Origin of the sequence: Stieleria sedimenti, from assembly GCF_025060895.1 — a bacterium.
GTDB classification, from domain to species: domain Bacteria; phylum Planctomycetota; class Planctomycetia; order Pirellulales; family Pirellulaceae; genus Stieleria; species Stieleria sedimenti.
In genome coordinates, this window is record NZ_JANZKV010000151.1 from 28269 (window position 1) to 47447 (window position 19179).

The window sequence follows — 19179 nt, forward strand, 5'->3', positions numbered from 1 at the left end:
CTGAATCTTATGAAACAGCTTTCAACACGCCTGTTTGCTTGCTGCCTCGCAGCCGCCGCAATTTCCGTGGCCGGGTTTCGCGACGCGCCGGCAGAGCCGATTGCACCCGTTCGTTCCGACCAAACTGCGGAGGCTGCCACGATCCCGGCACCTTCGATCCAGTCACGCTTCTCTGACGAGGATAGCGACGAAGTCCCCGATTTCCAAAAACACGTGATGCCCTTGCTGGGGCGACTGGGATGCAACGGGCGAGCCTGTCACGGCTCGTTCCAAGGCCGCGGCGATTTTCAGTTGTCGTTGTTTGGCTACGACTTTTCCGGTGACCACGAAGCGTTGATGGCCGAAAACACCGGCCGCGTCGATGTCGATGATGTGGAAGAAAGTCTGGTCCTAGCCAAACCGACCGACGCCGACATGCACGAAGGCGGCAAGCGTTTCGAGAAAGGTGAGTGGCAGTACCGCGTGCTGAGGAACTGGATCGCCGACGGTGCACGGTTCGACAAAGAATCCTTTCAGGCACTCAAGAAGCTGCAAATCGAACCGTCAGAAATTCGTTTCGGCGACACCGCACAAACGGTCCAGCTGACCGCGATCGCACACTGGGCCGACGGAAGCGTCGAGGACGTCACCGCACTGTGCCGTTTCAGCAGCAACGACGATGCGATCGCGGCGATCGACGCCGACGGCAGCATCCAATCCGGCGACGCCGGCGACACCCACGTCGTCGTTTACTATGACAACGCCGTCGTGCCGGTTCCGGTCCTGCGGCCGATCTCCACTCCGACGATCGACGCCACCGAATCGATCGCGCAGCGCACACCGAATCGGGGCGAACCGACCGAGCCGATTGATGTGTTCGTCAAGCAAAAGCTGGACAAACTCGGGATCGTTGCTTCGGACCTCTGCACCGACGCCGAGTTCATCCGTCGCGCGGCGCTGGACATCACCGGCGTTCTGCCCTCGGGAGAACGAGTCGAAGCCTTCTTGGCCGATGACGCAACCGACAAACGCCAGCGACTGGTCGAGGAACTGTTGCAATCGCCGGCCTACGGCGCCTGGTGGGCCACTCGGATGAGTGACTGGACGGGCAACAACGCCGAACAGCTCAACAATGTCCTGCCGATCCAGAACATCGGCACCAAACTGTGGTTCAACTGGCTGAGAAAACGTCTTCAAGACAACATGCCCTATGATGAAATCATCGAAGGCATCGTCAATGCCGAATCGCTCGAAGACGGCGAAAGCTATCTCGAGTACTGCCGCGAAATGACCGAAATCTGCGGCGGCGACGTCGATCGATACGCCGAACGAGAAAGCATGCCGTTGTTTTGGGCACGCCGCAACTTTCAAAAACCCGAAGACCGCGCGATCGGATTCGCCTACACCTTCCTGGGCGTTCGGATCGAGTGCGCCCAATGCCACAAACACCCCTTCGATCAGTGGTCCAAGCAAGACTTCGACGACTTCTCGACACTGTTCGGCGTGGTCCGAGCCGGGAACGCCAACCAAGTCTCTCCCGATTCCAAAAAGGCTCGCGAAGCGTTGATGGAAAAACTGACCGGGGGCGAAAAACTAAACGGTGGCGACTTGCGTCGCAAAATCCAACAGGCCGCCCGATCCGGTGAAGTCGTCCCGTTCGGTGAACTGTACATCACCGCCCGAGGCATGACCGACGCCCAAAAGAAACAACGGGCCGCCGCCAAGAAAAAAGGACGCAAGCTGCCGCCGGTTCGCGTCCCGACCGGAAAGATTCTCGGCGTCGAACAAAAAGTCGAACTCGACGAAGACCCGCGACCGGCGCTGATGCAGTGGTTGCGCGATGAATCCAACCCGTACTTCGCCAAAGCGATCGTCAATCGCGTCTGGAGCAACTACTTCGGCATCGGCATCGTCGATCCGACCGACGACATGAACCTGGCCAATCCGCCAAGCAATGCCGCCCTGTTGGATCACCTGGCGAGCGAATTCATCGCCCATGACTTTGATCTAAAATGGTTGCATCGCGAGATCGTCAACAGCGATACCTACCAACGCAGTTCCGCGACGAATTCAACCAACGTCGCCGACCGCAAAAATTTTTCCCATCATCTTCCCCGACGCCTGCCCGCCGAAGTCGTTTACGACATGGTGGTCCTGGCGACCGGATCGACGCAAAAAGCGGATCAGCTGCGTGGCGAGTTGGATCAAATGGCGATCGCCGACGGGAAAGCCCGACGACGCAATGCCTCCGATTTCGCACTGGAAGTCTTTGGCCAGTCGATCCGAGAAAGCAATTGCGACTGTGACCGCAGCGACGCGCCGAGTCTGTTGCAATCGATCTACTTGCGAAACGACGCGGAGATGTATGGCCGTATCGCCGCCCGTGACGGCTGGGTCGCCGAAGCCTGCAAGGAACTCGGAATCGCCGCACCCCGTGCCGGCGTTGGTGCCGATCCCCGAGCCGCTGCAGCATTACGTGCCGCCGATTCGATGCGGCGGCAAATGATCGACCGCATCAGGCAATTCAACAAGTTGCCCGAGGCTCGTCGTGAGCAAACCCAAAAGCGGCTCGTCCAGCAATACAACAGCGTCGCCAAAAAGCTCCGCAAGGATTACCACGTGCCCTCGTTCGAGGAACTGGTCGCCGCCCCGAATCGTTGGACCGAGTTGACGCCTCCGATCGCCACCGAGGGTGCCGACGGAACGATCGAGTCGGACCGATCGCTCGAAAAGGTCGTCCGCCAAGCCTACCTGCGAACGCTCAGTCGTTACCCCGACAACGAGGAACAACAAGTTGCAATCGACTACATCAATGAGTCGGAAAACAAAACCAATGGGATCGAGGGCTTGATGTGGGCACTCGTGAACACCAAAGAATTCATCATCAGCCACTGACCCACCCCGCACCCCATCCTTCCAATCATTCTCCGGATACCTACCATGAAACTCCATAAAACCTGTGATGGCGTTCGACGACGCGATGTTCTGAAGATCGGCACCCTGTCGGTCGGCGGCCTGACCTTGGCCGGCTACAACCAACTGGCCGCCGCCGGGCAAGTCGCCCCCGGCCATGCCGATCGGGCGATCTTCATCGAGTTGCCCGGTGGTCCATCGCACATGGACACCTTCGACTTGAAACCCGACGCACCGGACACGCATCGCGGTGCCTTTAAACCGATTTCGACCAACGTTCCCGGCATTCAAATCTCCGAGCACTTGCCGAAATTGGCCCAGTGCATGGACAAGTTCGCCATCCTTCGCGGCGTCAGCCACACCCTGGCCGCTCACCGCCTGGGTCGCGAATACGTCAACACGGGCAGCAAACCGATTCCCGCGTTGGAATACCCCAGCTTTGCCGCCGTCATGTCCAAGGAACAACCCGCCGATCCCGATATCCCCAGCGCGGTCGCGGTCCCCAAAGCCAGCCAAGGTCCCGGGTTCCTGGGAATCCGCTATTCGCCGCTGGAAACCAATTCGTCGCCCAGCTTCGGAAAACCCTTCAACGTCCGCGGCATTTCGCTTCCCGGAGGCATCGGCGTCGACGAAGTGAAACGCCGACAATCGCTGTTGCAGAAGCTCGACCGCCGCTTCGCCGCGCTGGAAAAGAACGACCAGCTGCTCGATGGGCTCGATCAGTTCGGCGAGCAAGCGTATTCGATGATCACCTCATCTCGCGCCCGATCGGCATTCGATATCAGCAAGGAACCGGAGAACTTTGCCCGCCAGTTCGGCGAAGACTCGTTCGGCCAAAGCTGCATGCTTGCTCTGCGGCTGGTCGAATCGGGCGTGCGGTTCGTCACCGTCCAACTGGGCGGCTGGGACACGCACACCGATAACTTCACCAAGCTCAAGACACAGAATTTGCCCAAGCTGGACGCCGGCCTGAGCGGATTGTTGACGGGACTGGAACAACGCGGACTGCTCGGGTCGACCGCCGTCTACGTGACCGGTGAATTCGGACGGACGCCCAAGATCAACACCCGATCGGCCGAAGGCGGACGCGACCACTATCCCCGCTGCATGTTCATGCTGATGGCCGGTGGCGGCGTGCGGGGCGGCCAGGTGATCGGAGAAAGCGACGACACCGCGTCAGGCCCGCGGCACGAAGGCATCTCGCCGGACGACGTCGCGGCCAGCTTCTATCACAACCTGGGAATCGACCCCACGTTGGAATACGACAGCACCACCGGTCGTCCGATCACCCTCGTCCGCGACGGCTCGATCATCAAAGATTTATTCGCGTAAAACTGCCCGGATCCACTGCGATAGGCTTCCTTCAAATGCGATTCCAGCCCGGCCAACCAGGCTGCGGCGTCTCGTTTGCTGTTGGGGTAGGTTCGACACCACGCGATCACCATCGGTCCGATCAACCACGACCATCCGGTTCCCTGGTGATACGCGGCATCGCGTTTCCACACGTCGCCTTGGTAAATGCCATGATACTCGGGGTCGGTGCCCGCGACCGATTTCTGACCGGGGTGAGCAAATGCTTTCTGACCTGATCAGACGCTACGACCTCAGGCCTGATGGCCAATGAATGGGATAAGCATTCAGCTCTCAAACGCGGTGGCGGAACGGTGCCCCTCAGCTTGGACTTTGACATCGCGGATTGCCGGTTTCTCGAATCAAGCAACGATTCGTTGACGGCGGAGCAGATTTTCATGCGAGGCTGGGTCCGAACGCTGCTCGATCGGGTCTTTGAACAACTGCGTCAGGAATTCGAAATGGCGGGAAAGACGCAAGAGTTCTCGCATCTCAAGGATTATATCACCGCAACAGATGATTCTGCCCCGATGTCGACGGTGGCCGATCGACTGGGTCTCTCCGTGGGTGCGGTTCGCGTCGCGGTTCACCGCCTGCGGCGGCGCTATCGACAGGTCCTGCGCGAACAAGTGGCCGCGACGGTCGAAGATCCGGAGGACATCGAAGACGAAATTCGCAGTCTGTTCACAACGTTTGAGTGATTTTCTTGTAACACTTTCCGCCGCCTGCTTAACTCCGAGGTAGAGACCTCCACCAATCCAAGGCGACGTGATGAACCAATGCTCTCGATGCGGAACAGAATTGCCCGCCGGAACCACCGACGATGGCTGCCAGAAATGTCTGCTGCAAATCGGGTTGGCCAGTGGCACAGATTTGCTACTACATCATCGCGCGGGCACCTGGATGGCCAATTGAACAGACTTTGTATGGCGGTTTACTGGTGATCCAAATCGTCGCGACCCTTGTTTCGATCGTGATGATGTGGAGGCGAGCAGACCGGCGAGCGCTGCATGATTTGGCCGCCGGAACGATCGTCATTCGTGATCATCAATGACACCTGTTCGCTAAACCGCATTTAATTTCCAGTTTTCGCGCCTGACTGTATTAGCCGCGATGCCTAGATGCTTAGCGGTGCACTATCTAACTTCCAATGAACGAGCCTGACAATCAATCTTCCTCGATCGAAGAGCGACCCTACAGCCTGAATCGAGGCTGCGAAGGATGCCTCGCAGCCTGGGTCGTGATGTTCGCACTGATGCTGTTCGTCTCGTTCATCCTTGCCGACACCTTTGGATGGATCGGTTCCAAAGGCGAATGGCGACTTGTCTACTTCAACTGGCTGATCGGAACGGCGGTCGGAGGCTACGTGGCGGCCCGCCGTGGCAAGACGACCGGGTGGAGCAACTCGCTGTTGGTTGGAATCGTTGCACAACTCGTGATCGTCGCACAACTCACCGACCCGGGTGACATACAGTCTGGACTCCGAAAGCTTCTAGCCGAGCCAAGTGAGTCCTGGCCTCAATTGATGGCACTCGTTTTGACGATTCCCGCAGCGGTAGCCGGTGGACTCGTTTGGAGCCGAAACGCGAAATGAGCAAACCCTGGCGATACCGCAGCGTATTGATTGTCGCAAGCATTGGTCTGACGCTCACTGCGGTCGGACTGGTGCTTGCGTACCTCAGCAATCCGTCCCGATTTTCGATCAATGTTCGCGACGACAGTAGAATCGTGTGGCTGTTCGCAGCAGGAGTCCTGGTCACGTCCGTTGGTTTAACTGCGTTCGTCGCGGCGATCAACCAAACCGCAGTTGCGATTGCTCCCAAGGCACGACGTGACATCAACCTCGGAATCGGCGGCGGAATCACATTCCAAGTCTGTGCGTTCGTGGAGAATGATCCCGTTATCATCGCTGGCTGGCTGGTGGCCGCAACGTTGTTTATCGTCTGGGCTTGCATGCGTTATGCTCAGGCCAAGGGATACTCGAAGGCGTATGCCGCGTTCGGATTGTTGAGCATCGCCGGGCTCGTTGTCTTGATTCTGCTGCCACAGCGGGCCAACCACCAAACGAAACAGAAGATCTCCAGTCCAACCTAGTCCTTCGCCACGTTGCGCATCACAGATCTCTGCACAGGCTCTGGTAGGGTAAGGAGAAAATGAAATGGTAAAACGTCTTGCTCAAAGTTGTCTCGCGTCGTTCGCTGCGACGCTGATCGGATTGTCCGCGGCGTTGCTCGTCGGCGTGCTATGGTGGCCGCCCGGTGCCGGCCTCACGCTGATTGTCATTGGGCTGGTGACAGCGGGGACGTCGGCTCGTCTGCTTGCGGTTCGTTGGCATTGGCCCGCCTCAGTCGTCGCCAGTAGCATTGGGGCGATGGCCGCCTGTTTCTTCGCAGGATCAACAGCAGAATTACTGCCGCCCGGTAGTATCGAGTGGATGTGGAAAGGCGGTTTGTACGGCGCCTGTTTCGGTTTGCCAGTCGCGGCACTCCTATCGCCAGCCGGACTTGTGGAAAATGCATCGATTCGGTCGACGACTCCCGCTCCGCAAGGACAGAAGGATGTCAAATGAATCAGAACGGTCTGGCCTTGCTGCTAATCTCGCTCGGACTGCTGGGCTGCCAAGAAGGGGCCAGCCGTGTGTCATCCACGGCTCAGGAACCAACCCAACAAGCGACCAACGCCGATCCGAACACGTTTCGTGGGCGTTCGATTGCCGATTGGGTCTCGCAGCTTCGTCGTGGCCCGGTCAAGGAGTTGACCGAAGCAGGTGAGGCCGCATTGCCTGTCTGGAAAGCTGCCGCAAAGGACGCGAAGGCGGTGACATGGGTTCGCCATTCGTTCATGTTTCATTTCGATGATCAGGCCTGGGTCGGTCCCGTCTACTTTGCGATGCTGGACCTTCCCCAATCTCATGAGAAGCGATTCGCCTTACAGAGTCTCGCCAGAAATCACGCCGCGTCTCGCGAAATCGCCACGAAACTGATGGACAAGATCCGGCAATGGCAGAGTAGCGAAGACGCAGCCACGAAAAGACTGGTGGGACCGGCAATTGGTATGCTGGCGGAAATGACCCCCGCCCCCGACGGTGCGATCGAATTGGTCAGCGAACTGTGGCCAAGCACAAAACAACAGACTTTCGTTCGCTGGGATTTGATGATCCTGTTGGGCCGCGCTGGCCCCGAGGGAGTTTCAGCGATCATTGAGTTGAGTTTACAAAACGATGACTTTGAGAGGTACCTGTATCACTTCGTCAAAGTGCTCAATCGCCCGGCGGTCGTCACCCTCATCGAAGCCAGCGACCATCAAGATCCGGGACACCGTCGTGTAGCAACCATGATGATTGATCGAGTTGCCGATCAAGAGGATTGTGCCGAGTTTCATCAAATGCTCGTCGAACCGACAATCGCGAGATTGAAAGACCCCGATCCACATGTGTTGCGATATGCGTTGTCAGCGGTCAAAGAGCTTGCCTCACAACCGCGAGCGGAGAAAGCAATCCCGCTGCTGGCCGATCGCCTCAACGATGAGAAAAATCAGTCGCGGAACGCGACGGCAAAGGTCTTGGTCGCATTCGGTGAAGCGGGTTTGCCCGCGATCCGCGATGCGGCCCACAGTGAGAATCCGAGTGCACGCGTGGCTGCCTGTTCCGCGCTCGGTGATGTCAAGCCGCTGTCGTCGAACGATGTTGAATTGCTGCTGCAGTTGGCCGAAGATCCGGTCGCAGACGTGCGTCGCTACGCTGTCTATGCGCTGGGCGAATCGGAAGTCGATGACCCTCGAATCGTGGCGACCGTTGTTGCCGCCACCAATGACTCGGAAACAAAAGACTGGGCAACTCGGGCGCTCGGAAAAATGGGGACCTCGGCCGCCGACGCGACCCCTGCACTCCGAGAGCAACTGAAATCAGACGACTTGCGAGTACGGTTGCAGGCGGCCGACACGCTGTGGAAAATCAGTCAGGACGTCAAACATGTATTGCCGGTTGCAAAGGCGATCGCCGGAAATGACCAAGGCGTTACGACCGGTGGCTACTGGGTGAGCTACCGAGATGTCGACGGTAAACGGATGGAGCAACGACACCACTATCGCGATCCCCTGTCCATTCGAGCAGCCAAGTTGCTCGGACAGATGGGGCCATCGGCAAAGCCCGCGGTCGGCGAGTTGATTGCACTGTTGCAACATGAAAATCCCCGTGTTCGCTCGGCATCGGCACGGGCCCTGGGAAAAATCGGCCCCGCTGCGGCTGAAGCCGTACCCGCCCTGCAGGAACTGCTTCGCAAGAATTCCAATCAACAGTTGATCGACATCCTTAAGATAATCGCCCCCAAAGCAAAGGTGCCATGATGAAGGACAACGACATCGAACCAAGTGTCCGGCGATCAAGACCGCATCAACAAATCTTTGCTGCTTTCTTGGCATCCATTTTGGTCTTGTTCACGATCTATTTTGTCGGTCGATCTTAGCGGGCCACGGGACTGATGTGGACCTCCGAAGACCCCACGCTGACCGAAAAACAATTCCTCGAAAATTTGTCAATCAGTGCGACCGTTGATGAGAGGGCTCTTGTGACCGTCCAACGGTACGACGGACATACACCTGAGTTGCTCCTGTACCACAAGGCGACCCTCGTCACATCCGGGCATAAACGGGCGTTCGGGCACAATTACGGCATCCTGGGACTTGCCAGTACTCGACTCGAAGTGCCGCTAGATTCCTTGGACGACATTGATCCGGCGGACTCAATCTACCGGCTTCACTACGCCGTCTACGAACGAAAAGATAGCGTCCATCCCAAACCTGAACGCGGAAGAATGCCATTTGGAGGAGTCATCGAAACCCGTGTGAAACCAGCTCAGAACAATCATTGATCAAGCAAACACTGGTCGGATTGATCGCCGGTATGACAACGTGTGGTCTGTTGGCCAGCCTTCATCTGCTTTCGGCGTACCCGAACCACTTTCGCACCGGCGCAGCAGCAACGGCCGGCTTCGTTGCAACGCTCGTGTACTTGTTCGTTCTACACGGTGAGGTGTGGAATTAAGATTGATTTTCAGTGAGTGTTGCTGCTTGTCACCCCAGGACATTTTTTCTAATCCCCTGCGACGAACCTCGAAATGATTGCCAACAACATTCAGACCGAAGATCATCTAGCGGTCCAGTCAGAACAGCCAACCCGAGATTGGACGCGGGTCTACTGGGGCATAATGGTTAACCAAATCCTCGTCATTTGCATCGTCGCACTGCTCGCAGCGGTGATGCCAAGAGAGTCCTATCGCGCCAGCGAGGCTGCGTCTTTGGATCTTCCTGGTTTCACGCAGTATTACTTCTGGGCCGGCCCTTTGGCGATGGCCTACGCGGGTTTCGTCTCCGTGGCTGTGTCTCTGGCCGTCTTCGGGCTTCGACGGCGATTGATTGCCGTGGTTGTGACCTCCGTGGCGTTCGTTTCTTGTGTCGTCTTTCTAGCCGGTGGGATTTTCTCGGCGATCGCCCCGTTATTGGTTGCGGTCCGAGACATGCTTCCGCCCGACCAAAAATGGTAAATTGAAGTTTTTTCGCGAACAATCGGGCCCATCGGCAATTGAAACGTTGAATGACACGTTCTTCCGAAGCCACATTCGATGACCGGAGTGGCGAGTAGAAAATAGCATTGCGGGATCGAGATCAGCGTGACTGGAATCCCGATGGTCAGGCCAGCGGTCGCTGACGTTTGTCGAGGCAGCAGCCAGGCAATGAATGCCACCAAAAACACCCCCGCAAACGTAGAGAATTCGATCACGGGCTGACTTGGATATCGAGTTCTGCAGAGAATCGATGCCAAAACGACTTTGGGTATCACATAGAAAATCGCTGCGAGTGATGTTGAAGACGATCGCTGCTTGATCGCGGCACGCGCGGACATCACGTTAATGGATGGAAAGCACTCGAACGGAAGCGTCACCTTTCGAACTTGAAACGACCGTGGCAATATTACGACCGTTCGGGGAAACGAAAAGCGGTTGAAAACCCTTGCGTTTGACAGACCATTTATTGATCACTTTTTTCGCTGTCGTATCGACCGCAACGATCGTCTTCCCGTCGAAATCGACCGCCACAATTTTCCCGTCGTCGCTAATACTCGATGTGAATGGCCCGCCCCAATCGCCAATTGAGAATTCAATCGAAGGGACCTGCGCTTGGTTTTTCGACTTCGACGCCAAATCGGGTGAAATTTTGAAAACCTGAATTCGAGCTGGATCCTGGCGTGTCCCCACGCGAACTCCCCAGCGTTTGTTGTTCGACAAGGAGTGCACGCTCCAGACGACGCCGTATCGATTCGGTTCAACCGACCAGACCGAAACCGCACCGCCCAGGTTGATCGCTTGCCGGGCCTCAATCAATCGATCTTCGTGAATGAATGCTGCTCGGTCATGATGGCCCCAAGGAATATTCTTCTCATCTTTCAATTCACCGGATTCCATGTCGAACAGCTGCATCTTCGAGTAGGCCTCGACTCCACCTTCAATGCACGCGACCAGACATTTCCCATCTGACGACAAAGCGATGCTTCGCAAGCTCGCAACAGGTCCCGGGAGTGCGAATTTGCCAACGCTTTGCCCGTCGTTGAGGTCGATGACGCTGAAGTTGGTTGCCAGCCGATTGTTTTCTGAGACCGCTTGGAAGCTGGCAGAACGCAAGGAGTGAACGAGCGCCCCATCGGACGTACGCCAAACCATGGTTCTCGATTGCGGCCCCTTTTCATTCACTTCCGCCGTTGCGTAGGCGACGAGATACTTGCCGTCGGCGGTGAACTCGATTCTGTCATCCTCTGCTGGAAAATACCGCCAGCGTTCAAACTTCAGAATCACATCCGATGTTTTCGTGCGTACCAGTTCGATCTGCTGGTCTTTCGGCCAACGTGTGTGCCCCTCCGCCCAACGCCCAGGGCGCTGGATGACCTGGTATCGACCATCGGCGGAAAACGGAAACCTTAGACCCGTGATCTCGCCCGCCAAGTGGTCAAGTGGCTGAGCGGAAGACGGATCCCAAAGGTGCCCGCGGCCGAATTGATCCACCGTGGCAAGGACACTACCGTTCGACGAGAACCCCACGATTTTTCGTTGTCCGTCGATGGAAACAACAGCGTATCGTCCATCGCTCACGATCACGATCACGACTGCAACCATCACGACGATCGCAGCGAGCGAAAGCCAATACTTGCCAGGCACTGTTCGGTTAGTCGATCCGTTCATGCGTCCTCCAAGATGGAATTAACCCTGACGGGGAAGCCGGAAAACTTTCACCGCCGAATTCGGAGCCGGAGTCTTGATTGCAATACAATTTCCATCGGGTGAAAGTTGAACATCAAGTTCACCGAGTCGAAAGTCATCATGACGTTCCCAAATCACTTTCTGCGACGACACATCAATGACCGCGATCGCATGGGTCGGTGCGACCTGCATGCCGTTTCCGCTCGAGTAGTGGTCCATGTACCTGACAGCCACGCGACTTGCATCGTTCGTGATTTCGCACTTAAATGGCCCTCCCCAGTCTCCTTGCGGAAAACTGAGTGTGGTCGTGGGGAATTCATTGATCATAGGTGACGCCTGATCGGCGGAGATTGCAAAAATCCGGATGTCCAACCGGCCATCGTTTCGATCTGCCCTGACGCCCCAATGGTCATTGGCCGAGAGCGAATCAACTTTCCAGGCGATTCCGGGACGATTCGACTTTGACAAGCAGATAGCGATCGGCCCATCGGTTGAGTCTTGATGGACTGCAACGAGTTGATCATCGTGGATGAAGCGGGGACGATAGAGCCCATAGGAACGGATCTCGTGCTCAGCCAAAATTTGTTTTGATCGAACATCCCAAACCTGGACTGATGCACGTCCCATGGAACCGCCTTCGACACAGACGACCAAGCGATCTCCCTCGGACGAAAATGCGGCGATTTTCCGAGATGTGAGCCAACTATAGCTTGTTAACCACGATTCAATGACTTGATTGCGAATTGAAAATAGTCCAAGCATGATCGCCTGGTTGTCGTCGGTAACCGATTGAGTGGCAAAATGCTCACCGCTGGGCGATATCGCCATCTCCACAATCTTACCCAAGTAGATTTGGTTTCCGTCAGGGAGGCTCCAGACGGCGGTCGCCACGGCACCTCCTCCGGAATCTGCAATCGCCGAATAGAAGTAACGACCGTCAGGTGTGAAGCCCATTCTCGGGCCAAACTTGTCGGAGAAGGGAACGCGAAATCGGATGATCGATTCGCCGGATTTTAAATCGACCAAGATTCCATTCTGAAATGGCCCCTTTCCGCTCACTGGATTCGCAGGCTCAAGATCAATCCGATAACTGCCATCGGAAGAAAACGGAAACGGCAAACCCGTCAGCATTCCCGCCAAGTCATCGCATGGTCGCCCCGTCTTCGGATCCCAAAGGTAGCCAACACCGTCACGACCAATCGTCGCCAATGCGAGCTCGTCCGCTGAAAAACCGGCAAGCTGGCCCTGCCCTTCCAGCACGTACGGTCTCGGACGACTCAAAGCGTACGAAGCGATCACGGCCGCCGATGTGACAACCGCAACAATCAACCACCGCTGATGGCGGATTACGGCAGCTCTGATGCTCGAAGTCCATGGTCTCATCACATAAACTCTTATTCGATGTTGCACTCAAAAACTTTGACGGTCGCCATACACCAACAAGCGGTGCGCTGGTTGGCTGCGTGACGCTTTAATGTCGCTTCGACCGAGGATTCTGCAATCATAGCTGGGGCATCCAATTCGAGGGGAAAGAACAACCGCAAACGGCATTGGCGGTTTAGAATGCGGGGTCGCGATCTGGCTGGAATCCCGAAAGAATTGGTCGGAGCGGCGATCCGGCGAAAGGAAGGACCAGCAGAGCAATGAAAACTGGAGTTGACGAATTTGAATGACCGACCGATTCATAGTATGGATCAGTGCGAGCTTTCTGGCACAAGGGTTCTCGTCCGCGTCGACCATAACGTGCCATGCACCGTCGAGGGTGAAATTCGTGACGACGGGCGGATCGTTCGATCACTGGAAACATTGCGTGAACTCGTCTCAAAACGTGCGAGAATCGTGGTGCTTTCCCACTTTGGTTATCCCGAGGGGAATGTTGTATCGCATCTCAGTACGCGCATCCTCGCCGAACGCCTTGGTTTGCTGCTCAACCATCGAGTCCAGCACTGCGAGGAATTGTCGCTCAATCGTGCCAAGGAACATGTCGAGAACGTCGCACCGGGAGAGATTCTCTATTTGGAGAACTCTCGCTTCTGGGAAGGTGAGCAGACCGATTCAAAAAGTTTAGCGGAGGCTTGGGCAGAGTTCGGCGACATCTATATCAATGAAGCCTTCTCCGCATGTCATCGACGTCATGCGTCGATCCATCGTTTGTCAAGGTTACTACCGGCATTTGCCGGTCGCCGACTTGAACAGGAGCGCCGCGAACTGTTGAGCCAACGCGATGAAAAAGTCGCCCGCGGCATCATCCTGGGTGGAGCAAAGCTGGACCAAAAATTGAAAGCGATTGCCGAACTGAATGGACCGCTTTCGGTGCTTTGCCTTGGTGGCCTGACTTCGATCGCGGTCGCAAAGGCCCAGGGAAAACCGACGGGGACCACAGAGTTTTCGTCATCTCGCATGGAAATCGTCGAGGCGGCCTGCGACGCATTGTTCGAAAAAGGGATTCAACCGCAACTTCCGATCGACTGGATAGTACACGCAAGCGACGGAACCGAACGGATCGCGAACTGGAACGCAGTCGCGGCGAAAGACACAATCGTTGATGTTGGCCCCGAAACGGTGCAGCGATTCTTGGCTCAACTCCGTTCGGTGTCTTCGGTATTTTGGAATGGCCCTCTGGGAATCTATGAGAAAGCACCGGGTGAGCGAGGATCAGTCGCGATGGCTGATGGCCTGGCCCAGCGCGTACGTCACGGCACTCAGGTTGTACTCGGAGGCGGCGACACTCTCGCTCTTGTCTCGTCGGCCAGATTGTCGGACTCGTTCAGCTATTGTTCGTCGGGCGGAGGAGCAGCACTCGAATTCATTGCCCGTGGCGATGATCTTCCTGGACTCGTTCATTTGTTTGGCGGACACTGAATGAGCCGGTGCTGGGCCACCTGTCGGACACTCGCTTCGACTTCTGCCGCGATCGCATTCCATCCCTCGCGTCGATTTTCCACGTTACCAAAGTACATCGGCTCCCCGATCGTCATCGATATCTTTTTCCACCGAGGCATGACTCGGTCAGGCGGAAATGCGACACCGGTGCCCTGCAGAAAGCAGGGAATGACGGGCACGTCGGTTCCAGCGGCGAGCATGCCAAGACCCGGTCGAAAGGCTCCCATTTCACCATTTCGCGTCCGCGTCCCCTCGGGAAACAAGATGTACACGCAAGGTTCGCTGAGCAGGCGTTTTCGCAGGTCGATCATTCCTTGTTTGCCGCACTTTCGTCTCCAGATGGGTAAGGCGTTGAGAGTGATCGCCGAGAATGCGGCAATGGCGTTTCGCTCGAAGAACAGGTCGCCGGCGGCAAGCGGAAAAAGCTCGTTTCGCATCCGCAGGGGTAGCGATGAGCCGATCACCATCGCGTCAAGATGGCTCTCGTGATTCGCAACCATGATAAAGGAGGGCTTTTGCGGAAGATGTTCGCGGCCCTGGTAGTCGATACGGTGAAAGACCTTGAGCGAACACCGCACGAACGACCACCAACCGCCCCGCACAACACTTTCGAGTAGACCACCCTCGCGTGCAATGCTCCGATGTTGCTGGACCGGTGGCAGATCCATGCCCGCCGCAGGTTTCAAATCCCAATCTTCCATTGCTACCCACCGGTTAGGATTCGGATCGGTTGATCTCCGCCCAGCGGACCGAGGTTCAGCGACACAAAGTGGTAGACCGCCGGCGGCACCAACACCAGACTATCGAAACGATCGAGCAGGCCGCCATGTCCAGGAATCACGGCACCAATGTCCTTGATCCCAACGTCTCTCTTGATCGAGGACAACACGAGGTCACCGAGCTGACCGAGTGAGCTAATCAACAAGCCCAAAATGATCAGCTTGATGGGATGCCCCATGTTTGTCCCAACAAATACATGATGACCTACAAAAATCGTCAAAGTGGTCGTCAACAACAGACCGCCAACGGCGCCGGAGATCGTTTTCCCCGGACTGGTCTCCGGAAGCAACTTTGGCCCCTTGAGTAGTTTTCCGGTGCAGTAAGCGAAAATGTCGTTCATGGCAACGCCGAGCAACATCAGCACCAGAAGCGGACGGTAATCCTGCGAATTTGCGATATTCCCGATGTAGCCCAACGAAAATCCGAACATCAGGAATCCGAGCGCCCCAAGAGCAACCCGCTGGACATATCCCTGAGGTCGATCCACCGGGATCGAAATGACCGTAATAAGTGCAACCGTCAGTGGAGCCATCGAAAAGAAGAGGCGTTCGTAATGATCGAGGACTGCAAAATTGAGAATCAGGATGCCCAACACGACCGCAACCGAAATCAGCCGTTGGCGAAACAGGCCTGTCGCCCTGGCGAACTCCCGATAGCAACCCAGACTCAACAGAGTCACCGCCGCGATCGTCCAGGCGGCGCCGAGCAATACCGGCACCAAGATACCGACACTCAGCCAGGTCCATGACTTCCAACGTCCGAAGGCATCGTTGAATGCAGCGTCGCCGAATCTTCCCGTACGCCGGCCGCACCACAGGATGCTGCCGGAAACCACGATCAGAACAGCGATCCCGATCGTGACCCAACGCGTCACGGGATGGTCCCAGGCGGCTTGAAAGCCGAGCAGTCGGTCGCGTGTCTCAGTTGTCATCATGATCGGTCCGTAACGCATGGGCAATTCTCCGCAGTCGTCGAACTCCCGTCCAGACGGTACCGATGATCGCGACGACTAAGCCCCAGCCCATCAGACTGCCGCTCATCCCTAACGCCGAATGTGTTGCCATTTCCGCGTGCCAGGATGCCGGCACCAGCCCACACAGCAGCGAGGTCAGCGTCATCAAGAAGACACGCTGCGGCTTGCCCAGCGGACCGCAATACTCTTGATGGGCACCGGCGACTTTTCCTTGAGCTCGCAGGTACGCAACGAAGAGCGCCAGACAAGCGGCGATGTAGCCCAGCGTCGGATCGCTGCCCCACGCGTACCCGGCCCCCACGAACATCGCCGCATCGGAAACTCTGTCCGGTATCTCGTTGTAAAGCTCGCCAACGGGAGAAGCAGATCCCGATTCAACGGCCACCATGCCATCAAGCATGTTGGCCAACAGCCGTAGTTGCATCAGCATCGCCGCGGTCAGAAAGAAAACGGCCGGATACGGCGAATGGTTCGTCATGGCGAAGGCAAACCCAACCGCAATCCCTGCGACCATTCCCGCGATCGAGATGCTGTTGGGCGTCACCTTTCGTCGCACCAACCAATTCGCGAAGCGTTTGGAAACCGCGCGTTCACGTGAAGCGATGGGCCGGCGGTCGGGCTGATAATCATCCGTAGGCTTCGTCACTTTCCAAGTCCCATTAGAAACATGCCAACAATGAGCACCAACATACCGAACAGATTCACAGGCCGAATTGGTTCATCAAATGCATAGTACGCAATCAATGCTCCCCAAATGAACGTCGACGCGTAGATCGGATAGAGAACGCTCATTCTGCCACCCGACTTGAAGGCTGCCACGAACAAGACCATGACAACGATGTAGCAGACAACCCCGGCGATGAGCGGGAGATTCAACAGATAGCTTGCAATCGAACCCGTTGCGCGATCGGCACCTGTCTTGTACAGAAACTGACCGACGGCGCCAAACACGGCGGCAACGATGAACATCAAGATTGCCGCGAGAGGAGTATTCATCTTAAATTTTTCGTTGTTCAAATGACAATTCCCAATCCTACCAGGCTTTGCCCCGAGGAAAAGGCGTGAACGATTTTGGCAACATCCTCACCCACACATCTTTGTGCGTCGATGGTTTGGGCGGCGACATGTGGCGTCGCAACGAAGTTATCCAGCGACAGCAGAGGATGGTTCCCCAGTTGCCCCGACACAGACAGCGGCTCCGATTGAAACACATCCATTGCAGCTCCGGCCAATCGGCCGCCTCGCAGGGCGTCGTACAGCGATCGCTCGTCGACAACTCCGCCACGACCGACGTTGACCAGAACGGCGGTCGCCTTCATCAGAGCAAGTCGATGACCATCGACCAAACCGCGAGTCGTCTCGTCCAACGGCGTTTGAATCAAAATAAAATCTGAACCGGCGAATAGATCATCGAGCGGCAAGAACCGAACGGCTAATCTCTCCGCGGCCGCTCGTTTGTGGCTCTTCTCGGGACTGCGATCGTGGGCCAACAAGTTCATCCTAAATGCTTTCGCTAGCTCTGCGGTTCGAATTCCGATTCTTCCGAAGCCAACCAGGCCGAGGGTTTTTCCGCTCAGCTGGATGCCTAGTCCCGAGTGCTTCTCCCAACGACCCTGCCGCAATGCATGGTTCAATTGTGGAATCCGACGACAGACCGAAAGCAACAAACCGATTGAATGCTCGGCAACCGAATCGGCGGACAATGGCACCGCAATGACAACGACTCCGCGGCTCTTCGCCAAGGGCACATCAATCGCGTCAAGGCCGGCGCCGGCTCGAATGATCAATTTGAGATTGCGAGCCGATTCCAAAGCGGCACGGTCCAGACGCACGGGACTTCGAACAATCACGACCTCGGCATCCGCGAGCAGACGATGCTTCTCGCCGTCTGCCGGATTGATCGAGACCAGACAATCAAATTCTCGCTGAAGTCGCTCAGTCGTTTCCGGCCAAATGGAGCTAAGAATTAAGATTCGCATTGAGGCCGTTGCTCCCTCCGTTTTGCAAGGATCGGTCGGGACCGCTATACGAGGCGTCCGACCGCCAAATTCCCAGCGCGCGATCGGTCTTCTCGATCGATTCCCAGGGATCGTCTGTTCGCCTGAGAGCGGCGCGAATGCAATCGACGGTTTCGGGAATCGTGATCGATTCCATGTGCACACTGATCGCCGCCATCACGGTTGATCCGTTCACGGCTAATGACTCCTCAAAGACATAGATTTCTGGCCGGTCACCGCGACGGCGCCCGAGTTCGACGTAGCGTTCGGCAAGTTCGGCCGTCGATCGGATGCCCCGCCCAACGACAACACGGGGGATCATCTGCAACGCCGCGATGATCTGCTTTCGAGTTGCATTACCCTGAAGGTCGACCTGAAAATGCAAGACGTGACCGAACGTCGTGGGACAGTTGACCGAAACCGATGCCAGCCGCAAATTACGAAACACAGAATTGACGTCGCGAGCATGATGTGATGGCCCCATGGTTGGAACAAGCGAGTTCAAGGGAACTTTGCTCAACTTTCCGGGATCCGCCGAGCGCCGCGTGAGGGTCACGAAGGCCTGTTGGACTCCGAAAGCTCGGTCCAAGGCGTACAGAAACCTGGTCGTACCCGTCGAACTGCAACTGATCACACGAATGCGTTTTTCCCCAGCAACTTCGTTGAAATTGGTCATCGAATGAAAAGACGCTTCACAGGATCCGCTCGTTTCACCGCCTTGAACGATCGTCACCAGATTCGGAACCGATTCCAGCAGTTCGCGATGCTGTTGCGGAACACCACTCGGTGTGCAATCGAGAAGCACGTCGATCTTCGCGAGCAGATCAGCAAACTCGCCTTGGATGGTTGGAAGCCTCGCCGCCACCTCGCGGAGACCGATCGCTGAAGATACGTAGATGTCGTACCCCTGCCACATCGCATCTCGCAGACTGAAACTATTGGAACGGCCGGAAATGCCTGTCAGCTCCATGTCGGATTGCACGTTCACCGCATCGGCCAACCGCCGACCGATGACGCCGTATCCCAAGATTCCAACTCGTACGTTTGACATTCGCTT

The 19179-nt window shown here is 56.5% G+C and carries 20 protein-coding genes and 1 pseudogene; 12 read left to right on the forward strand and 9 right to left on the reverse strand.

Features of this window, described 5'->3' with window-relative positions:
- The first annotated feature begins 9 nt into the window (after positions 1-9).
- The gene (locus NZK35_RS19610; protein ID WP_259634221.1) at positions 10-2874 is read left to right on the forward strand and encodes a DUF1549 and DUF1553 domain-containing protein; all 2865 of its coding nucleotides are present in this window, start codon (positions 10-12) and stop codon (positions 2872-2874) included.
- A gap of 45 nt (positions 2875-2919) precedes the next feature.
- On the forward strand, positions 2920-4224 hold the full coding sequence (locus NZK35_RS19615) for a DUF1501 domain-containing protein (protein ID WP_259634222.1): 1305 nt from the start codon (positions 2920-2922) through the stop codon (positions 4222-4224).
- Here the strand turns inward: NZK35_RS19615 and NZK35_RS19620 are convergent.
- Positions 4122-4442, reverse strand: a pseudogene (locus NZK35_RS19620) (amylo-alpha-1,6-glucosidase); the annotation flags it as partial. The gene NZK35_RS19615 and the pseudogene NZK35_RS19620 sit on opposite strands and share 103 nt — an antisense overlap.
- Before the next feature lie 63 nt (positions 4443-4505).
- Here NZK35_RS19620 and NZK35_RS19625 point away from each other — a divergent pair.
- The 9 genes from NZK35_RS19625 (at position 4506) to NZK35_RS19665 (ending at position 9782) form a co-directional block, all read left to right on the forward strand.
- Entirely contained in the window at positions 4506-4943 is a 438-nt protein-coding gene (locus tag NZK35_RS19625) for an RNA polymerase sigma factor (RefSeq protein WP_259634224.1), read from the forward strand.
- A 122-nt stretch (positions 4944-5065) separates the two neighbouring features.
- A complete protein-coding gene (locus NZK35_RS19630) occupies positions 5066-5296 on the forward strand; it encodes an RDD family protein (RefSeq protein ID WP_259634225.1) in 231 nt (76 codons plus the stop codon).
- Positions 5297-5392: 96 nt separating this feature from the next.
- Positions 5393-5836 carry a TIGR04086 family membrane protein gene (locus NZK35_RS19635; protein ID WP_259634226.1) on the forward strand — a complete coding sequence of 148 codons (444 nt, stop codon included), beginning with the start codon at positions 5393-5395 and terminating at the stop codon, positions 5834-5836.
- Entirely contained in the window at positions 5833-6336 is a 504-nt protein-coding gene (locus tag NZK35_RS19640) for a hypothetical protein (RefSeq protein ID WP_259634227.1), read from the forward strand. Before NZK35_RS19635 ends, NZK35_RS19640 begins: the two co-directional genes overlap by 4 nt.
- 64 nt (positions 6337-6400) lie before the next feature.
- Positions 6401-6811 (forward strand): hypothetical protein, encoded by a 411-nt coding sequence (locus tag NZK35_RS19645; RefSeq protein WP_259634228.1) that lies wholly within the window; start codon positions 6401-6403, stop codon positions 6809-6811.
- A complete protein-coding gene (locus tag NZK35_RS19650; RefSeq protein ID WP_259634229.1) occupies positions 6808-8586 on the forward strand; it encodes a HEAT repeat domain-containing protein in 1779 nt (592 codons plus the stop codon). The genes NZK35_RS19645 and NZK35_RS19650 overlap by 4 nt, the downstream gene beginning before the upstream one ends.
- Positions 8587-8720: 134 nt before the next feature.
- Positions 8721-9110 (forward strand): hypothetical protein, encoded by a 390-nt coding sequence (locus NZK35_RS19655; protein WP_259634230.1) that lies wholly within the window; start codon positions 8721-8723, stop codon positions 9108-9110.
- Entirely contained in the window at positions 9107-9283 is a 177-nt protein-coding gene (locus tag NZK35_RS19660) for a hypothetical protein (protein ID WP_259634231.1), read from the forward strand. Before NZK35_RS19655 ends, NZK35_RS19660 begins: the two co-directional genes overlap by 4 nt.
- A gap of 73 nt (positions 9284-9356) precedes the next feature.
- Entirely contained in the window at positions 9357-9782 is a 426-nt protein-coding gene (locus NZK35_RS19665; protein ID WP_259634232.1) for a hypothetical protein, read from the forward strand.
- Positions 9783-10145: 363 nt separating this feature from the next.
- Here NZK35_RS19665 and NZK35_RS19670 read toward each other — a convergent pair whose 3' ends face one another.
- Positions 10146-11471, reverse strand: coding sequence for a WD40 repeat domain-containing protein (locus NZK35_RS19670; RefSeq protein WP_259634233.1), 1326 nt, complete (start codon positions 11469-11471; stop codon positions 10146-10148).
- Positions 11472-11489: 18 nt separating this feature from the next.
- Complete coding sequence (locus NZK35_RS19675; RefSeq protein WP_259634234.1) at positions 11490-12770, reverse strand: WD40 repeat domain-containing protein; 1281 nt, start codon at positions 12768-12770, stop codon at positions 11490-11492.
- 408 nt (positions 12771-13178) lie between these two features.
- Here NZK35_RS19675 and NZK35_RS19680 point away from each other — a divergent pair, with 408 nt between their 5' ends.
- A complete protein-coding gene (locus tag NZK35_RS19680; protein WP_259634235.1) occupies positions 13179-14351 on the forward strand; it encodes a phosphoglycerate kinase in 1173 nt (390 codons plus the stop codon).
- On the opposite strand, the gene NZK35_RS19685 is transcribed toward NZK35_RS19680, so the two are convergent.
- Genes NZK35_RS19685 through NZK35_RS19710 form a run of 6 tightly spaced genes read right to left on the reverse strand, consistent with a single transcriptional unit; the run spans position 14330 to position 19173 of the window.
- Positions 14330-15073 (reverse strand): lysophospholipid acyltransferase family protein, encoded by a 744-nt coding sequence (locus NZK35_RS19685; RefSeq protein WP_259634236.1) that lies wholly within the window; start codon positions 15071-15073, stop codon positions 14330-14332. The two genes, NZK35_RS19680 and NZK35_RS19685, sit on opposite strands and share 22 nt — an antisense overlap.
- A 2-nt stretch (positions 15074-15075) precedes the next feature.
- A complete protein-coding gene (locus NZK35_RS19690; RefSeq protein ID WP_259634237.1) occupies positions 15076-16104 on the reverse strand; it encodes a phosphatidate cytidylyltransferase in 1029 nt (342 codons plus the stop codon).
- Positions 16073-16771 carry a CDP-alcohol phosphatidyltransferase family protein gene (locus tag NZK35_RS19695; protein ID WP_259634238.1) on the reverse strand — a complete coding sequence of 233 codons (699 nt, stop codon included), beginning with the start codon at positions 16769-16771 and terminating at the stop codon, positions 16073-16075. The genes NZK35_RS19690 and NZK35_RS19695 overlap by 32 nt, the downstream gene beginning before the upstream one ends.
- Positions 16768-17121: a hypothetical protein gene (locus tag NZK35_RS19700; protein ID WP_259634239.1), complete on the reverse strand. Its 354-nt coding sequence runs from the start codon at positions 17119-17121 to the stop codon at positions 16768-16770. Before NZK35_RS19700 ends, NZK35_RS19695 begins: the two co-directional genes overlap by 4 nt.
- Positions 17122-17138: 17 nt before the next feature.
- Positions 17139-18104 carry a hydroxyacid dehydrogenase gene (locus tag NZK35_RS19705; RefSeq protein ID WP_259634240.1) on the reverse strand — a complete coding sequence of 322 codons (966 nt, stop codon included), beginning with the start codon at positions 18102-18104 and terminating at the stop codon, positions 17139-17141.
- Complete coding sequence (locus NZK35_RS19710; RefSeq protein ID WP_259634241.1) at positions 18085-19173, reverse strand: type II glyceraldehyde-3-phosphate dehydrogenase; 1089 nt, start codon at positions 19171-19173, stop codon at positions 18085-18087. The genes NZK35_RS19705 and NZK35_RS19710 overlap by 20 nt, the downstream gene beginning before the upstream one ends.
- Positions 19174-19179: the final 6 nt, after the last annotated feature.

Bases quoted from the DNA above. Each gene is read 5' to 3' on its own strand.
- NZK35_RS19610 (WP_259634221.1), top strand. From the start codon at position 10: ATGAAACAGCTTTCAACACGCCTGTTTGCTTGCTGCCTCGCAGCCGCC.
- NZK35_RS19615 (WP_259634222.1), top strand. From the start codon at position 2,920: ATGAAACTCCATAAAACCTGTGATGGCGTTCGACGACGCGATGTTCTG.
- NZK35_RS19625 (WP_259634224.1), top strand. From the start codon at position 4,506: ATGGCCAATGAATGGGATAAGCATTCAGCTCTCAAACGCGGTGGCGGA.
- NZK35_RS19630 (WP_259634225.1), top strand. From the start codon at position 5,066: ATGGCTGCCAGAAATGTCTGCTGCAAATCGGGTTGGCCAGTGGCACAG.
- NZK35_RS19635 (WP_259634226.1), top strand. From the start codon at position 5,393: ATGAACGAGCCTGACAATCAATCTTCCTCGATCGAAGAGCGACCCTAC.
- NZK35_RS19640 (WP_259634227.1), top strand. From the start codon at position 5,833: ATGAGCAAACCCTGGCGATACCGCAGCGTATTGATTGTCGCAAGCATT.
- NZK35_RS19645 (WP_259634228.1), top strand. From the start codon at position 6,401: ATGGTAAAACGTCTTGCTCAAAGTTGTCTCGCGTCGTTCGCTGCGACG.
- NZK35_RS19650 (WP_259634229.1), top strand. From the start codon at position 6,808: ATGAATCAGAACGGTCTGGCCTTGCTGCTAATCTCGCTCGGACTGCTG.
- NZK35_RS19655 (WP_259634230.1), top strand. From the start codon at position 8,721: ATGTGGACCTCCGAAGACCCCACGCTGACCGAAAAACAATTCCTCGAA.
- NZK35_RS19665 (WP_259634232.1), top strand. From the start codon at position 9,357: ATGATTGCCAACAACATTCAGACCGAAGATCATCTAGCGGTCCAGTCA.
- NZK35_RS19670 (WP_259634233.1), bottom strand. From the start codon at position 11,471: ATGAACGGATCGACTAACCGAACAGTGCCTGGCAAGTATTGGCTTTCG.
- NZK35_RS19680 (WP_259634235.1), top strand. From the start codon at position 13,179: ATGGATCAGTGCGAGCTTTCTGGCACAAGGGTTCTCGTCCGCGTCGAC.
- NZK35_RS19685 (WP_259634236.1), bottom strand. From the start codon at position 15,073: ATGGAAGATTGGGATTTGAAACCTGCGGCGGGCATGGATCTGCCACCG.
- NZK35_RS19690 (WP_259634237.1), bottom strand. From the start codon at position 16,104: ATGCGTTACGGACCGATCATGATGACAACTGAGACACGCGACCGACTG.
- NZK35_RS19700 (WP_259634239.1), bottom strand. From the start codon at position 17,121: ATGAATACTCCTCTCGCGGCAATCTTGATGTTCATCGTTGCCGCCGTG.
- NZK35_RS19705 (WP_259634240.1), bottom strand. From the start codon at position 18,104: ATGCGAATCTTAATTCTTAGCTCCATTTGGCCGGAAACGACTGAGCGA.
- NZK35_RS19710 (WP_259634241.1), bottom strand. From the start codon at position 19,173: ATGTCAAACGTACGAGTTGGAATCTTGGGATACGGCGTCATCGGTCGG.